The 15,619-nt window shown below is 65.9% G+C and carries 16 protein-coding genes; 6 read left to right on the forward strand and 10 right to left on the reverse strand.

All coding sequences use genetic code 11. The features are described from left to right. Positions 1–17: 17 nt before the first annotated feature. From H1R19_RS23015 to H1R19_RS23040, 6 genes are all read left to right on the forward strand, one after another. Positions 18–842, forward strand: coding sequence for a TetR/AcrR family transcriptional regulator (locus tag H1R19_RS23015; RefSeq protein WP_244970812.1), 825 nt, complete (start codon positions 18–20; stop codon positions 840–842). A gap of 247 nt (positions 843–1,089) precedes the next feature. Beyond that, complete coding sequence (gene sigM / locus H1R19_RS23020; RefSeq protein ID WP_188330591.1) at positions 1,090–1,656, forward strand: RNA polymerase sigma factor SigM; 567 nt, start codon at positions 1,090–1,092, stop codon at positions 1,654–1,656. Between the two features lie 214 nt (positions 1,657–1,870). Next, positions 1,871–2,722 carry a hypothetical protein gene (locus H1R19_RS23025; protein ID WP_188330592.1) on the forward strand — a complete coding sequence of 284 codons (852 nt, stop codon included), beginning with the start codon at positions 1,871–1,873 and terminating at the stop codon, positions 2,720–2,722. A gap of 166 nt (positions 2,723–2,888) precedes the next feature. Further along, positions 2,889–3,905, forward strand: a complete 1,017-nt coding sequence (trxB, locus tag H1R19_RS23030) for a thioredoxin-disulfide reductase (protein WP_188330593.1) — start codon at positions 2,889–2,891, stop codon at positions 3,903–3,905. A gap of 54 nt (positions 3,906–3,959) precedes the next feature. Beyond that, the gene (gene trxA / locus H1R19_RS23035) at positions 3,960–4,298 is read left to right on the forward strand and encodes a thioredoxin (RefSeq protein WP_188330594.1); all 339 of its coding nucleotides are present in this window, start codon (positions 3,960–3,962) and stop codon (positions 4,296–4,298) included. Between the two features lie 262 nt (positions 4,299–4,560). Further along, on the forward strand, positions 4,561–5,739 hold the full coding sequence (locus H1R19_RS23040) for an N-acetylmuramoyl-L-alanine amidase (protein ID WP_188330595.1): 1,179 nt from the start codon (positions 4,561–4,563) through the stop codon (positions 5,737–5,739). On the opposite strand, the gene H1R19_RS23045 is transcribed toward H1R19_RS23040, so the two are convergent. The 10 genes from H1R19_RS23045 to rpmH all read right to left on the reverse strand — a co-directional run bounded on the left by H1R19_RS23045 (position 5,684) and on the right by rpmH (position 15,370). Continuing rightward, positions 5,684–6,547: a hypothetical protein gene (locus H1R19_RS23045; RefSeq protein WP_188330596.1), complete on the reverse strand. Its 864-nt coding sequence runs from the start codon at positions 6,545–6,547 to the stop codon at positions 5,684–5,686. The genes H1R19_RS23040 and H1R19_RS23045 overlap by 56 nt on opposite strands. A 147-nt stretch (positions 6,548–6,694) precedes the next feature. Next, a complete protein-coding gene (locus tag H1R19_RS23050) occupies positions 6,695–7,747 on the reverse strand; it encodes a ParB/RepB/Spo0J family partition protein (protein WP_188330597.1) in 1,053 nt (350 codons plus the stop codon). Between the two features lie 154 nt (positions 7,748–7,901). Next, the gene (locus H1R19_RS23055) at positions 7,902–8,858 is read right to left on the reverse strand and encodes a ParA family protein (RefSeq protein ID WP_280527224.1); all 957 of its coding nucleotides are present in this window, start codon (positions 8,856–8,858) and stop codon (positions 7,902–7,904) included. Between the two features lie 169 nt (positions 8,859–9,027). After that, positions 9,028–9,750: a 16S rRNA (guanine(527)-N(7))-methyltransferase RsmG gene (gene rsmG, locus H1R19_RS23060; RefSeq protein WP_425323652.1), complete on the reverse strand. Its 723-nt coding sequence runs from the start codon at positions 9,748–9,750 to the stop codon at positions 9,028–9,030. A gap of 1,585 nt (positions 9,751–11,335) precedes the next feature. Continuing rightward, positions 11,336–11,548, reverse strand: a complete 213-nt coding sequence (locus H1R19_RS23065; RefSeq protein ID WP_219850269.1) for a hypothetical protein — start codon at positions 11,546–11,548, stop codon at positions 11,336–11,338. Between the two features lie 626 nt (positions 11,549–12,174). Next, positions 12,175–12,903 carry a Jag family protein gene (locus H1R19_RS23070; protein ID WP_188330601.1) on the reverse strand — a complete coding sequence of 243 codons (729 nt, stop codon included), beginning with the start codon at positions 12,901–12,903 and terminating at the stop codon, positions 12,175–12,177. A gap of 43 nt (positions 12,904–12,946) precedes the next feature. Further along, positions 12,947–14,182 (reverse strand): membrane protein insertase YidC, encoded by a 1,236-nt coding sequence (yidC, locus tag H1R19_RS23075; protein ID WP_188330602.1) that lies wholly within the window; start codon positions 14,180–14,182, stop codon positions 12,947–12,949. 27 nt (positions 14,183–14,209) lie between these two features. Further along, on the reverse strand, positions 14,210–14,749 hold the full coding sequence (yidD, locus tag H1R19_RS23080; RefSeq protein ID WP_223205416.1) for a membrane protein insertion efficiency factor YidD: 540 nt from the start codon (positions 14,747–14,749) through the stop codon (positions 14,210–14,212). Continuing rightward, the gene (rnpA, locus tag H1R19_RS23085) at positions 14,746–15,180 is read right to left on the reverse strand and encodes a ribonuclease P protein component (RefSeq protein WP_188330603.1); all 435 of its coding nucleotides are present in this window, start codon (positions 15,178–15,180) and stop codon (positions 14,746–14,748) included. Before rnpA ends, yidD begins: the two co-directional genes overlap by 4 nt. Positions 15,181–15,226: 46 nt before the next feature. Further along, the gene (gene rpmH, locus H1R19_RS23090; protein ID WP_188330604.1) at positions 15,227–15,370 is read right to left on the reverse strand and encodes a 50S ribosomal protein L34; all 144 of its coding nucleotides are present in this window, start codon (positions 15,368–15,370) and stop codon (positions 15,227–15,229) included. Between the last annotated feature and the right edge of the window lie 249 nt (positions 15,371–15,619).

Genomic DNA, 15,619 nt, shown 5'->3' on the forward strand with positions numbered 1-15,619 from the left:
TGAGGGGGAGTCGACGGGTGTCCGGAACAGCCGAAGCCGCGGGATCCGACGACGGTGCCGCGCCCGGACGTCGCTATGGGGGAGCCGATCCCACCGAGAGGCGGGACCGTCGTCGAGCTGCACTGATCGCGGCCGGCCTCGACGTCTTCGGCACCGAGGGCTACGCCAAAGCATCGGTGAAGAGCGTCTGCGAGAGCGCCGGACTGACCCAGCGCTACTTCTACGAGTCGTTCTCCGACCGTGCGGATCTGCTCGTCGCGGTGTACGACGATTGTGTCGCCTTCGTACGCTCGGCGACGGTCGGCGCGGTCGCGCAGTTCCTCGACCACCGGCTCGCCACCACAAGTGCCGGGGACGCGACCGCGGAGACCCCGGAGAACGCCACCCGATCACAGACCGGCAGCACCGACCCCGACGGCCCCAATCCCCATGAGTTCGATCCCGAAGGCATTGCGCCGGAGCATGTTCCGGACGCCGCCCGCGCAGCACTGGGTGCTTTCATGTCGTCGCTCTCCGAAGATCCCCGACGTGCGCGCGTGATGCTCGTGGAGGTCGTCGGGGTGACCCCGGAGATCGAACAGGTCCGTATGCGCGCCATCCACGGATGGGCGGAGCTGATCCTGACACTCGCGCGTGGGTCCCGTCCGCCGTCGCACCGGCAGCGCCTGGCCTCCGTCGGACTGGTCGGCGCCGTGACCCAGCTACTCGTCGACTGGTACGTCGCCGGCGAGGAAAACGTCGATCCCGCCCACCAGCAGCCGACGCAACGCGAGACCCTCCCGGAGATCCTCGACGTGTGCGTCGAACTCTTTGTCGCGGCATACGAACGGCTGTTGACCTGACGCCGCGTCGAATTCGTTCGCGCAGCGGGAACACCACGCGCACGTGTCCGCGGCACTCGACGTCATCGAATACCGCGGCGTCGAACGCCGCGGCGCCGATCCGCCCCCGGAGAATCAGCTCGTCGCCCTTGCGCACACCCTGAGCACACCGCGCCCGATCCCTGCACACTCCGTGGGAGGCGAAGGGCCTGTACACACTTCGGCGCGAGACCCGATGGTGGTCTCGGGTCTCCACTACTCTCAGCGCATGCCCGGGGGGAATGACGCAACCGACATGCGTACCGACGAGCAACTCCTGCGCGCCCATCTCGCCGGCGACCCGCATGCGTTCGCCGACCTGATCAACCGCCACGTCGACTATCTGTGGTCGGTCGCCCTGCGTACCAGCAACAATCCCGAGGACGCCGCGGACGCCTTGCAGGACGCGTTGTTCGCCGCTCATCGGACAGCCCAGGACTTCCGGTCCGACGCCAAGCTGACGAGCTGGCTGCACCGGATAGTCGTCAACGCCTGTCTCGACCGGATTCGGCGCAACAAGGTCCGCAAGACCGTTCCCCTCCCCGAATGGGACGTACTGCCCATCGCCGACACCGCCGACGACATTGCCGCCGTCGACCTCTCGGTGTCCATCGGTCGTGCCCTGCACGTGCTGCCGGCCGGTCAGCGCGCCGCCATCGTCGCCGTCGACATCGAGGGTTACTCCGTGGCGGAGGCCGCGACGATCCTGGGGGTCGCCGAGGGCACCATCAAGAGCCGGTGTGCGCGTGGCCGTCTGAAACTGGCACAGGTCCTCGGCCATCTCCGGGAACACTGAGAGGGTCGGACAGTGCAAGACCATGACGTGAAACCGCTCTGCACCAAGCAGTTACGCGCCGCTCCGAAAGGGCGGAACCGAATCGGTCCGAGGCGCGTCCAAGTATCCGACGACCACCGACAGCCGGGTTGACCACGGCAACCGCCTTCGGCCCACCCACCACACGAGACCCACCGCAGAAGACGCCTGAGCACCGGAATGGAAGACTGACACCATGACCCCGCGGGGACCAGACGACAACGAGTCCGGGGATCTACCCGATCCGCCGTACTCGGTGGAAATGCTCGCCGACTTCCACGCCGGGGTGCTGTCCGGACGCACGACCGCACACATCCGGGCCCGGATCGTCGATGATGCTGCGGCACAGGAGATCCTGTCCGCACTGGACCGGACCGCCGAGGACCTGCGCGGCGCGCGGCCGGAGATCGTGCCGACTCCCGATTCTGTTCGTGCCGACGTCGACGCCACCCTCGCCATGCTCGGCGGAGACCGTACCCACGCCACCGCACCGTTCCACACCGCACCGTTCCACACCGCGGCCACACCCGAGCACGCGCCTGATGACTCCACGCCGGGCGGTCCGGTTTCGCCGACCGACCTGCACGCCGCGCGACGCAGTCGAACCCGTCGCACACCCGCGGTCGGCATCCTGCTCGCCGCCGCGGCTGTCGTCCTGATCGCGGTCGGTTCCTTCGGGGTGCTGCGCCTCACCGGCTCGCCCGCAGACCAGCCCGCGCCCCCGCAGGCCCAACCCACATCGAGCTTGCCCACATCGAGCCGATCCACCCTGGCTCCCGGCGGTTCTGTCGCCGCGCTGTCGGTACTCGGCAGAACCGATGGAGCGCCGTTCGGATCGGTCGCCGCTCTCCGGCGCTGCACCGCCGCCCACCTCATCCCGGTACAGGTCGTCATCGTCGGATCCGGGCAGATCATGGTCGACGGTGAACCCGCCGCGGCGATCCTGCTGTCGACCGGTGTCGCCGGGCGTTTCGACGCCCTGATCGTCGGACTCGACTGTGACATCGGCAACCCGGCTCTGATCTCGCGAGCAATCATCGGCGGCTGACCCGCAGCGGACATGCGCCGGCCGCCCCGGTCCCGCCGAGACCGGAGAAACCGGTCACCACCACCGACCACACCGGGAACATCTCCGCCTACCCTTGTGTTGAAGCACCCGTGACACCGCCGGCACCACCCGGCGGACCACGCGACACCCACAGCACGGAGGACGGATGAGCCAGCAAGAGACCCAGCAGATCCATGACGTGATCATCATCGGATCCGGACCTGCCGGGTACACCGCGGCGATCTACGCCGCGCGCGCCGAGCTGTCTCCGATCGTCTTCGAGGGCACCCAGTTCGGTGGCGCCCTGATGACGACCACCGAGGTCGAGAACTTCCCCGGTTTCCAGACCGGTATCCAGGGCCCGGCTCTGATGGACGAAATGCGCGAGCAGGCGCTTCGGTTCGGCGCCGACCTCCGCATGGAGGACGTGGACACCGTCCGCCTGACCGGCCCGATCAAGGAGGTCGAGGTCGGTGGTGAGGTGTTCCGCGCCCGCGCGGTCATCCTCGCCATGGGCGCCGCCGCCCGCTACCTCGGCGTCGAGGGGGAGCAGCAGCTCCTCGGACGCGGCGTCTCCGCCTGCGCGACGTGTGACGGCTTCTTCTTCAAGGACCAGGACATCGCCGTCGTCGGCGGTGGCGACTCGGCCATGGAAGAGGCGACCTTCCTCACAAAGTTCGCGCGCAGCGTCTCGCTGGTCCACCGCCGGGACGAGTTCCGGGCGTCGAAGATCATGCTCGAGCGCGCCCGCGCGAACGACAAGATCCGCTTCGTGACCAATGCCGCGGTCCAGTCGGTGCTCGGCGACGGATCCGTCTCCGGTCTGAAGATCGAGGACACGCGGACAGGTGAGGTCAGCACGCTCGACGTGACCGGCATGTTCGTGGCCATCGGACACGACCCGCGCAGCGAACTGGTTCGCGGTCAGGTCGACCTCGACGACGAGGGTTACGTTCGGGTCCAGGGCCGCACCACCCACACCTCGCTGCCCGGTGTCTTCGCCGCCGGCGATCTGGTCGACCACACCTACCGCCAGGCCATCACCGCGGCCGGTAGCGGCTGTTCGGCCGCGATCGACGCCGAGCGATGGCTCGCCGAGCAGGGCGAGGCCGCCGACTTCACCGTCGGCGACACCGAAGCTTCTGCTGTTTCCGAGATCGAGGCTGCTCAGGCACCTGCCTGAGCAGTTCCGCCCGACCCCACCACTTCATCCGGTCCATCTGAGGAGGACACAACAATGGGTGCCAATACCGTTGCCGTCAACGACACCACCTTCAAGGACGCCGTACTCGGCGCCGACAAGCCGGTCCTCGTGGACTTCTGGGCCACCTGGTGCGGTCCCTGCCGCATGGTCGCCCCGGTCCTCGAGGAGATCGCCCGCGATCACGGTGACAAGCTCACCGTCGCCAAACTCGATGTCGACGAGAGCCCCGCGACCGCCCGTGACTTCCAGATCATGTCGATTCCGACGATGATCCTGTTCGACAAGGGTCAGCCGGTCAAGACGATCGTCGGTGCCAAGGGCAAGGCGGCGCTGCTGCGCGAGCTCGATTCGGTGGTCGGCCAGTCGGCCTGATCACCAGCATCTACACCCCGAAACGCGGGACAGTCCGCGGGTGAACGGCATACGCGTCCACCTGCGGACTTCTCTGCGTTGATGGTCTCGTCGCTGGTCTCGGCCAGAGACCGTCTGACGCGTCTGGACCACCGACGGGTTTGGTGTAGTGCAGCTCAGCTGAGAGAATGCAGGCTGATCATTTGCCGGTGCTTCCACATGGTGCGCACCGGGTACTCGGGCAAGGCGAGGTCCTGCCGTAATCCGTACGAGGGGTGACGAGATGCCATTGTTCCGGCTTGGGGATCACGGATCGGCTGTTGCCGAGATCCGGTCCATCCTGGCCGGTCGCGGTCTCCTCCCCGACGACGCTCCGACGCCCGATCACGAGAATTCCGGCAACGGCTGGAATCCATCCGAAGCCGTCTTCGACGAGGCCTGTGACCGTGCGGTCCGCGCATTCCAACAGGAGCGGGGGCTCATCGTCGACGGCATCGTCGGACCCGCGACCTACCGCGTTCTCCGTGAGGCGTCGTACCGGCTCGGCGCGCGAGTGCTGTCCTATCAGCTGTCGGCCCCGATGGTCGGTGACGACGTGGCCACCCTGCAGCACCGCCTGCACAACCTCGGCTACTACACCTCGCTGGTCGACGGCATCTTCGGGCTGACTACGCACAATGCGGTCTGCCTGTACCAGAGCGAGTACGGCCTCGCCTCCGACGGCATCTGCGGTCCGGCGACGCTCCGCTCGCTCGAGCGGCTCGGCACACGCGTCACCGGTGGTTCGCCCTATGCCATCCGGCAGGAGGAGCACGTTCGACGCTCCGGTCCTCAGCTCTCGGGGAAGCGGATCCTCATCGATCCGGGTTCCGGTGGACTCCACCCCATGTCCACCGGAGACCTCGCCGAGCGCGAGTCGGAATTGTTGTGGGATCTCGGTGCACGCCTCGAGGGTCGGATGGCCGCTGCCGGCATGCAGACATTTCTGTCACACGACGGTCGTGGCCGCCCCGGCGATGACGAGCGCGCTCGCGTGGCCAACCTCATGGATGCGGATCTGATGATCTCGCTGAGATGTGGGCACTACCGCAACCCGCAGGCCAATGGTGTTGCGTCGTTCTACTTCGGGAACAATCACAACTCGTTCTCGCCCATCGGTCGGAACCTCGCCGGTTTCATCCAGCGCGAGATCGCCGCTCGCACACCGCTGACCGACTGCCGTACCCATGAGCGGACCTGGGATGTCCTGCGCCTGACCCGGATGCCGGTGGCCCTCATCGACGTCGGTTACATCACCAACCCAAATGACGCTGCGATCCTTGGCGATTCGGATTGGCGCAATGTGATCGCCGATGCGATCGTGGTCGCCGTGAAACGGTTGTACCTGCTCGATCGCGACGATCGGCCTACGGGCACTTACACTTTCGCCGATCTGTTGGCCGCGGAGAACAGCCCCCGCTGATCCGCTGCTGACCGTGTCCCACCGGGACCGCTGTTCGCTGTCGTCCGGCCAGATCGATCTCGGCCATCACGGCGAGCTTCTCCAGGGCGCTCTCCACTTCGAACTTCCATCCGAGGCCCTCGTCGAGCTCGAGACGGAAGCGCGGGAAGCGCTGATGAGACGACACCACGTCGAATCCTGAGTTCTTGAGGAACGACGCATCGATCATGCACGAGGTACACAGGTCGGACTGCGGATCGTCGAGTATCTCGCGTGCGACTTCGACGATGGCCTCGTCGGTCCAGAACTCCAGATCGTCAGCCAGTGCTCCTCCCGTGCCGACGACGCCGGAGGGGGTGGCGCCGACGCCGTTGCGCACGATGCCGAAGGACTCGACGGCACGAACACCGCGCCGGATCAGATCACCGAGTACCGCGTCGAGCAGGATGCTCGCGACCTCCTCATGTCCCGGTTCCGTTCGGATACTCGTGAGCAGTACCGCGTCGTGGCTGACCGGTGAGGTGGGGAAGTGCTGTGAACGCGGCACACGGTTGGGGGGCGCGTAAAACGCTGTCCCGATGACCGAATGGGTCGCGGAGTCTATCGCGACCTGACCACACGCACCCCACTCAAGTAGCAGCCCCGAGATCCACGCTTCCTTGTCGAACTCACTCTCGTACGGTTCGTGGTCGGCGAAGGTCTGCGACGCGGATCTGCGCGTATGACTCGATTCTCCGCTGGTTTCGACTTCCCAGAAGACACACCGACGGGTGTGATGGGGGAGTGACTCGAAAGATCCGAGTTCCAAGCGCGTGATCGACACACTCATCTCAGCAAGCTCCGGCACAATCTCTGGAAACGTCGAAAGTGTATGCACCCCAACAGGTTCTGCTGATCACATGCCCATCTGGCGCATCAATCGTCACAGTGACATTACTTCCGCGTATCGTCGGCACAGGGAATCTCGGGGTGAAATTCACTTGTTCGGATTGATGAACTGAACGATGCGTTCCAAGTCATCGACCGAACCGAACTCCACGACGATCTTCCCTTTTCTCTTCCCTAGACTGACTGTAACCCTGGTGTCCAGACTGTCGGACAGTCTCTCCGCGAGATCCTGCAGTCCCGGCATCTGCATCGGCCGCCGCTTCTGCGCGGGCGCCTTGGGGTCCGGCCCGTCGCCACGGTTGGCCAGCGTCACCGCCTCCTCGGTCGCCCGGACCGACAGACCCTCGGCGACGATCCGTGCGGCGAGTGCCTCTTGGGCCTCGCTTCCGGTTTCGAGTGACAGCAAGGCGCGGGCGTGGCCGGCGGACAGTACGCCCGCAGCGACACGTCGTTGCACCGGGATCGGCAATTTGAGCAACCTGATCATGTTGCTGATGAGCGGCCGGGACCGGCCCAGTCGAGCCGCGAGCTCTTCGTGTGTCACGCCGAACTCTTCGAGGAGCTGCTGGTACGCCGCGGCCTCTTCGAGGGGATTCAGCTGCGCTCGGTGGATGTTCTCCAGGAGGGCATCTCGGAGCATGTCGCCGTCGGGCGTCTCGCGGACGATCGCAGGGATCGCCTCGAGCCCGGCCTCCTGGCTGGCACGCCAGCGGCGCTCTCCCATGACGATCTGGTAGCCGACCCCGTCGGCCGTCGGCGTCTTGAGTCGGCGCACGACGATGGGCTGCATGAGCCCGAATTCGCGGATCGAATGCACCAGTTCCGACATCGCATCGTCGTCGAACACCGTGCGGGGCTGGCTGGGATTGGGCTGGATCTGCTTCGGAGGGAGCTCCCGGTAGACCGCGCCGACCTCTTCTGCGCTCAGCGGTGCAGTGCCTTCGACGGTGCTCTCCGCCGTCGACTCCGCCTTCTGAGATGCGCCGGCGGGGGAGGAGGGACCCTTGCCGAGGACGACATCAGCGGCCGCATTTCCGAGGCGCGGCGTACTGCTCTGGTCCTCGGTGGGTCCTGTCGGTATGAGCGCGGCCAGGCCCCGGCCGAGTCCGCCGCGTCGTTGTGCGGTATCGCGCTGACTCATCCTTCTACCTCCGGTCGAAACGCAGTTGTCCGGTTCACTTCGGTCGACACGCGACCCGCAATCGTCCCACCCCGGTGGAATCCGCGAACCCCGGTGGTGGGCCGGGGTCCATCACGACCCGTCGTGACCGGTTCACGTGAATCGGTGTGGCCACTCACGCTTGGGAGCCTTCCACACCGCGCAGCGCGACTTCGCGCGCTGCATCCATGTAGCTCATCGCCCCGCGCGAGCCGGGATCGTATTCGATGATCGTCATGCCATAACCGGGCGCTTCGGACACCTTCACGCTGCGGGGGATGATCGTGCTCAGCACCTTGTCCCCGAAGTGGCGGCGTACTTCCTCGGCCACCTGGTCGGCCAGCTTGGTGCGGCCGTCGTACATCGTCAGGACGATTGTCGAAACATGGAGATCGCGGTTCAGGTGCGCCTGCACGAGTTCGATGTTGCGCAGCAACTGACCGACACCCTCGAGCGCGTAGTACTCGCACTGGATCGGGATCAACACCTCGCGGGCCGCGACCATCGCGTTGACGGTCAGCAGTCCGAGTGACGGAGGGCAGTCGATGAACACGTAATCGATCTGATATTCACTGAGCACTTCGTCGGACAGTGCGTTACGAAGGCGGTTCTCGCGCGCCACAAGCGATACGAGTTCGATCTCGGCGCCGGCCAGATCGAGAGTCGCCGGTACGCAGAACAATCCCTGCTGGCTCGGTGACTCCTGAATCGCCTCTCTCAGAGTGACCTCGCCGAGGAGTAGTTCGTACACCGACGCGATGTCCTCGGCGCGGTGATCGATGCCCAGAGCGGTACTTGCGTTGCCCTGAGGGTCGAGGTCCACGACGAGCACACGGAGGCCTCGGAGAGCCAGCCCCGCGGCCAGGTTGACGGCGGTGGTCGTCTTACCCACTCCGCCCTTCTGGTTGGCGACTGTCATGATTCGGGTGTGGGGAGGCCGGGGGAGCTGTCCGGCGCCGCCGGGAGTCAGCACCTGACTGGCCCGTTCAGCCGCCATGGCGATCGGCGTGTCGGCGAGCGGTGCGGCAGCTGCCGCGGAGCGCCTCCGCCCGGTTGATGTTTCACGTGAAACGTTGGGGTCCTGATCGACCACGCGTGGACTCCTTTGACCGACCTGATAGGCGTTCGAAGTATGCGAGTCGGGGACGGTTGTCCCAGACCCTGCGGATGCAGATGCATCGATTGCAGCATCGTCGTGAGTGCTGACGGAACGCTTTCTATTCTGCGCTCTCCGCGGACTCCACACCAATTCGATCTCCTCCTCAGCGCCGACCGGAGCGGCTGCCCCGGGAGCGCTCGGCCTTGGTACCCACAACGACCGTTGTCGGTGTCTCCAGGGATTGCTCGCCACACACAGCCACAGTCAGGCCACTGATACCGGTCCGACCGACCAGCGCTCGATCGCGCTCGATCTCTTCCGCCGCAGACGATCCTTTGATTGCGATCATCCGGCCACCGTCGCGGATCAGGGGAGCGGACCATTTCGACAGGCGTTCCAAGGGAGCGACCGCCCGAGAGGTCACCACATCGGCCAGCGGCACCTGCGCCCGCACCACCTTTTCCTCGGCGCGTCCACGAACCACCGTCACATTGTCCAGGGCCAGGGTTTCCACCGCGCGCTCCAAGAACGAACTTCGGCGCAACAGCGGTTCGATGAGGGTGATGGACAGATCGGGTCGCGCAACCGCGAGTGGCACACCGGGCAGGCCGGCGCCGCTACCGATGTCGATGACGTTCGCCTCTTCATCGATCAATTCGCCGATCACCGCACAGTTCAGGATGTGACGGTCCCACAGGCGCGGCACCTCTCGAGGACCCATGAGTCCGTGATCAATTCCGTCGGTCGCCAAGATCTGCCAGAAACGCACCGCGAGCTCCTGCCGCTCCCCGAAGATCTCGCGTGCGGCGGCTGGGGGTTTCGACAACGCTTCCAGATCGGGTTGGTCTGTCGGGTCTGAGTCTGTCGGGTCTGAGTCTGACGGCACTACGCCTCCATTTCGAGTGGACTTACTCCATAGTGTTTCACGTGAAACCGAGAGCTCTGACAAGTCCATCTACATCGGGATCACCGGGCAACTTCGCACCACACATTTGGTCCTTTCCGCTGTTTCACGTGAAACAGTGGTGGCCAATCAATACGTCCTGTGACGATTCTTCGGCCATGGGCGGGACCATGCTTGAGTGGCGAGTGCGCGGCGCGATGGCACTTCATGCACACCGAACCCCGGACACCAGTTTCCGGACGTGTGGGTCGCGGACGGACCAATCTCCGCAACCCGCCGCCGCGACGTGAGCAGGGCGCACCACCGACGCCAAGGCGGAGGATGGGCGGGCTCATCGAACAGGCGTGATGTTTCACGTGAAACAACAGGGATGTAATTCAGGCGTGGGCGCCGCACCACGGTCCCGGGACCGTCCACAATGATCGGCCTCTCAGTTCCCCGACACAGCTCAGCTCAGCAACCTCATGTCGTCGACGCCGGTCTGCTCAGCAACACGGTGCGAGGCGAGCGCTCGTCGCCGCACCACCGAGAATCCAATCCTCACCAACTCGTCGTCACCAACTATGGCCGCGATCGCACCGCGGTCCGCCGCCCATCGAGAGGGGTGACCACAAGACGGCAGACTGCGACCGGGAACAGCCACAGACCGCAGACGAATCCGCGCGACGACAACCGCGTCGGGGGAGGGGAGCACGCCCTCGCTGGGAGCACCCCACCGGAAGCCCTTGACGCGTGCCGACCGCGTACCGCCGGGAGCATGCCCCAGAGCACGGAGCTGACCAAACCCGACGCCGTCCCAGGCCCCGGTATTTCGCCGAGACCCACAAGCTCGCTGCGTTCTGGTCCGGGGTTGCCGACGGTCCGCCCATCTGCACCGCTACAAAGGGCCGGTACCAGAGGCGACAATGCTCTCAGGATCGGGCGACCGATCAGACGGAGTAGGTAGGCGATTGCTCCCAGTGGCCGGCGTCCGCTTCCCGGGAAACCAGGCGCGAGAATGACTGCCCCGGATCTCGACACCGAGCGACAACACCGAGCGATGAGATAGTCGCCCCTACTCAGACACGACCCCGCCGTCCATGCACGACGGAACAGGCCCGAGCCACACACCGTCCCCTGGAGCATCACCGGCGTCCTGGTGGTGTCTGTGCCGTGTGCCGTGTCTGTGGGGATCCTGCCGATCATCGTGTGGCGGAGACCGGACGGACTCTCGTTGTCTCGATCATCGGACTGTTCGACGAAGCCGATGCTTGACGGGGATGCTGATGGTGCCGAAGTCGCCGCGGGAAACGACTCTCTCGTTCGCTATCGCCCGACGACGGCGCCTGGGGACACCTCCTGCTTGCCCCCGCATCGATCCGGTCCGTCCAGATGTTCCCACCCGAACGTCGCCGGAGCGCGCTCCCGCTCGGGGCGCTCGGTCCGTGCGCGGGGGAGCCGGGGTCGTCAGGAATCCGCCGTCGCGGGTCTCCAGCGCCGGCGCCGCAGCGAGTCGGCCACTGCCACGTCGGTGTCCCGGCGTAGTTCTCGATGAGGCCACGGAACAGGTCGAGGTTGTCGACCAAAGTCACTGCGGGATCGAGTCGGCCAACTTCGCAACGCGCGGGGTGTTCTGACGTTCCGGGCTGTGCAGGTCGGCGTCGTCGGCAGGTTCGCCCGAAATGCCGCCCGGGCGGATCGTCAGTGCCGCAGGCTGTCCTGCGGTCGCCAGGCGCCATGCGTCTACGCGGATGGCACGAGGCGTCTTCGGCGGCAGTGCGTCGCGCGCAGTCGCCGACACATGGGGACGCACCCAGTCGGGTTCCAGCGCCGAGCACAGGATCGCCCGCAGGGAAGGTCGCGTAGGCGCACCTGGTCCGCGACGACGTCGACCTCACCCTCAGGACGATCCGCGCGACCGGCGGGCGACTCGACATCACGGTGGGCCGGGAGCCCGGGGTGCCACAGTGCCGACGGCTTCAGCGTGGGCCGTCGATGGCGGCCGCATTCGAGCTGGGAGCCCCCGTCGCCGTAGCGGTGTCGCGCGAACGCAACAACCCGGCGCTCGAGGTCGTGAGAAATCGTGGGTTCGCAGCGACGAGTCGTTCGTAGGAGTGGGAGTGCCGGCCCATCGTGGAGGTCCGGGCAGACCTGCGTCGCCGGGCTCCGGCCGAACCCACAGACGGGCACACCACCGACGTTCCACAAGGCCGCACCACGGCATCCCGTTGACGACGTTTCACGTGAAACAACACCGATGTGATTAGCCCGACCACCTTGATGTCGCGGCCAGGTGACCGCGCTGGCCTCACTGCCGCCGACCCCACTGCCGCCGACCCCACTGAGGGAGAACATCCGAAAAGCACTCAGGCCCCGACCGATGGTCGGGGCCTGAGTGGCGTCTCCAGTGGGGGAGTCCGGTGGTTGCTATCCGGGAAGGACGACCACGCGGCGCTTGGGCTCGACGCCCTCGCTTTCACTGACTACACCGTCGACGCCTGCGACGGCATCGTGGACGATCTTGCGCTCGAACGGCGTCATCGGATCCAGAGCCTCGCGCTCACCTGACGACAAGACGCGTTCGGCTACCTCGCGACCCAGACGGGCCAAGCGGTCCCGGCGATCGGCTCGCCACCGAGCGATGTCCAGCATGAGCCGGCTGCGTTCACCGGTCGCCTGCTGGACGGCGAGTCGGGTCAGTTCCTGCAGTGCGTCGAGGATCTCGCCCTTGCGTCCGACGAGCTTGGTGAGATCGTCGCCGCCGTCGATGCTGACGATTGCGCGGTCGCCGTCCACGTCGAGGTCGATGTCGCCGTCGAAGTCGAGGACGTCGAGAAGCTGCTCGAGGTAGTCGCCCGCGATCTCACCCTCTTCGACGAGACGATCCTCGTCATCCTCATCGTCGGCGTCTTCGTCCTCGGCGTCGGCGTCGTCGTCCTCGTCTTCGGCGTCGTCCTCGGCGTCGTCCTCTTGATCGTCGGACGCGTCCTCGACCGAATCATCGGCGTCGGCATCCGCACCCGCGACCGGGTTCTCGACGCCGGTGGCGTCGGTCCCCTCGGCAGCCTCGGTGGCGGTCTCGGGCTGGGTTTCGGCGGCGGCCTCGGCCGGCACCTCGGATTCCGTACCGGTTTGAGTTGCAGTCTCTGCTGTCATCTCATTCACCTAACTGTGTGCTTCTCGAACAAGTTCTGCGCGGTCATCGTTTGCCGCCACGTTTGTTGCCCCGCTTGGCCGTCGACGACTGCCCGCCACGATTGTGGTTCTGCTTCTTGGTACCCGGGCCCGGGGCCGGGCGGGTCGGCTTCTGGCCCGCCTTGGGCTTGGTGCCCGGGCCGCTCTCGGCAGCGGCAGATGCAGTAGTCGACTCCGCGTCCGCGGGTGCGTCGGACGCGCCATCTGTCGTCGCGGCCGGGTCGGACTTGTCGGCCTTGGTCATCGACACACCCTTGGCCGTCGACACACCCTTGACCTCTGACTCGGGCGACTGAACCGCGGGGGCGCCGCGCTTCTTGCGATCCGGACGTACACCAGGCTTGGGGGCGTTCGCCTTGAGCTTCTCCTGCTTGAGGAGCTTCGCCTCTTCTTCTTCCTTGGCGATGTGTCCGAAGACGATGTGCTGCTGACCGTACGTCCAGATGTTGTTGCTCATCCAGTACAGAAGGATCGCGACGGGGAAGAACGGACCGGTGACGAGGATGCCGACGGGGAAGATGTACAGCGCGAGGTTGTTCATCATCCGGGTCTGCGGATTCTCGAGCGCCGCCTCCGGCTGGCGGGCCACCGAGGCGCGCGAGTTCATATGGGTCGCGATCGACGCGACGATCATCATCGGGACGACGACGAAGGCGATCTGAGGGCGCGTGAAGTCGATGGGGGAGCCGGGCTCGACGAATGCCTGGAACTCGGTGGCCGGCTCGACGAGGTACGACGACAACGGCACACCGAACAGACGGGCGTCGAGGAAGTTCTGCACCTGCTCGGCGCTGAAGACGTAGTTGCCCTGCGACCGGGTCTCGGCGGCACTCATGCCGAGCTGGCCCATGCCGGTGCCCATGCGGTTGAACGAACGCAGCACGTGGAACAGACCGATGAACACGGGGATCTGGAGAAGCATCGGCAGACAGCCGAGCATCGGGTTGAACCCGTGCTCCTTCTGGAGCTTCTGCATCTCCTCGGTCATCTTGACCCGGTCCTTGGCGTACTTCTTGCGAATCGCCTGGAGCTGCGGGTTGATCTCCTGCATCTTCTTCGTGGTGCGGATCTGCTTCACGAAGGGCTTGTAGAGAATCGCGCGCAGGGTGAACACGAGGAACACCACCGACAGCGCCCAGGCGATACCGTTGCCGCCCGGGGTGTCGGGCGTGACATGGCTGAACAGCCAATGCCAGACCCACATGATCCCGGAAACCGGGTAGTAGATGAAGTCGAGCACGGGTCAGTTACCCCTCACTTGTTGTACTCACAGGGCACGCGTCCCGGAGGACGCGTGCTGATGGTTCCGAAGTCGATGGTCATCGCAGGCGCTCCCCGCCCCGGCTGTCTCGACGGCATCGGCTGTCCCGACGGATCCGCCGGTGCTGCCGGAACGCAGTCCACGCCACAGATCCCCGGCCAACTCGCGCAGGCCTCGGTCGGGTACCGGGTCGTATCCGGGCTTGTGCCAGGGTCCGCACTTGAGGAGGCGGACGATCGCCAGGAACGAGCCGTAGACGAATCCGTGCCGGTCGAGTGCCTCGACCGCGTATCCCGAGCAGGTCGGTTCGAACCGGCATGTCGGAAGCCGCAGCGGCGACACCCAGGTGCGGTAGAGCTCGATGAGAAAGATGACGGTGCGGCGGGGGAGGAGCTTGGCCCATTCGAGCAGCGTGGCCCCTCCGAGCAGCCGGGCCACGACGCCGGGTCGAGCGGCCGAGTCTGACGCCGGCCGACTGTGCGGCGCCGACGAGGACCTGCCGGCGGAGTCATCCACCGACACGTCGTTCAGCTCGGCATCGGTCATCGCGGCGCATCCACCCCGCGTTCGGATAGGGGCGTTCTCTGGGAGAGGTCGGTGATCCGGCGACTGGTGAACGCCGAGCGGAGTTGACCGGCGAGGTCGTCACTCGACTTGTCCGCGGCGCTCGCGCGGGCGCGGATGACCACGTAGGTCTCATCCCGCGGGCACAGATGCCGGGTCTCGGCGAACGCCGCCCGAAGACGACGCGCGACCGCATGACGGGTGACCGCATTGCCCACGGACTTGCTCACGACCAGCCCGAGCCAGGGTCCGCCGACCATCGCTACATCGCGACGGAGGCCTCGCGCATCCGGCCATTGGGTACCGACTGCCGCCACGTGTACGGCGAAGTCACGCGAGTTCACCCGCGCACCCGACTTGAGAGTGCGAGAGAAGTCGGATCCACGTGAGATCCGATGAGTAACCGCAGTCATCGATCAGCCAACCGGATCCGTCGAGGATCCGGTGAGGAGCCGACGATCAGGCGGTGAGCTTCGAGCGGCCCTTGGTACGACGGCTGCTGACGATCGCACGGCCGGCGCGGGTCCGCATACGCAGACGGAAGCCGTGCACGCGCGCGCGACGACGGTTGTTCGGCTGGAAAGTACGCTTGCCCTTGGCCACGGTGACTCCTAATGCTCCCTGTGAGCACGCCGGTTACCCGTGCGTGACCCACATGTTGTCGTTGGTCAGTTGGTCCAGGGCGGTGCCGAACTGGTGTCGGTGATGACTCGGCGAACACGAAGAATCGCCGCGCAAATCCGCTACCTGGATGACCAGTCGAGACTACTGACACCCGGGCCTCAAATCAAACGAGGTCGTCGCGCCGCCGGAACCCTCTCCGACCAGCTGTGTTGTGGACCACATGGAAGT

This window comes from Gordonia jinghuaiqii (assembly GCF_014041935.1).
GTDB lineage: Bacteria > Actinomycetota > Actinomycetes > Mycobacteriales > Mycobacteriaceae > Gordonia > Gordonia jinghuaiqii.

What these genes read in the sequence shown, in the direction of transcription:
- yidD (WP_223205416.1), bottom strand. Translation starts at nt 14,749, where the DNA reads ATGACCGATGCCGAGCTGAACGACGTGTCGGTGGATGACTCCGCCGGC.
- H1R19_RS23040 (WP_188330595.1), top strand. Translation starts at nt 4,561, where the DNA reads ATGCCATTGTTCCGGCTTGGGGATCACGGATCGGCTGTTGCCGAGATC.
- rnpA (WP_188330603.1), bottom strand. Translation starts at nt 15,180, where the DNA reads ATGACTGCGGTTACTCATCGGATCTCACGTGGATCCGACTTCTCTCGC.
- H1R19_RS23025 (WP_188330592.1), top strand. Translation starts at nt 1,871, where the DNA reads ATGACCCCGCGGGGACCAGACGACAACGAGTCCGGGGATCTACCCGAT.
- trxA (WP_188330594.1), top strand. Translation starts at nt 3,960, where the DNA reads ATGGGTGCCAATACCGTTGCCGTCAACGACACCACCTTCAAGGACGCC.
- H1R19_RS23070 (WP_188330601.1), bottom strand. Translation starts at nt 12,903, where the DNA reads ATGACAGCAGAGACTGCAACTCAAACCGGTACGGAATCCGAGGTGCCG.
- trxB (WP_188330593.1), top strand. Translation starts at nt 2,889, where the DNA reads ATGAGCCAGCAAGAGACCCAGCAGATCCATGACGTGATCATCATCGGA.
- H1R19_RS23050 (WP_188330597.1), bottom strand. Translation starts at nt 7,747, where the DNA reads ATGAGTCAGCGCGATACCGCACAACGACGCGGCGGACTCGGCCGGGGC.
- H1R19_RS23045 (WP_188330596.1), bottom strand. Translation starts at nt 6,547, where the DNA reads ATGAGTGTGTCGATCACGCGCTTGGAACTCGGATCTTTCGAGTCACTC.
- sigM (WP_188330591.1), top strand. Translation starts at nt 1,090, where the DNA reads ATGCCCGGGGGGAATGACGCAACCGACATGCGTACCGACGAGCAACTC.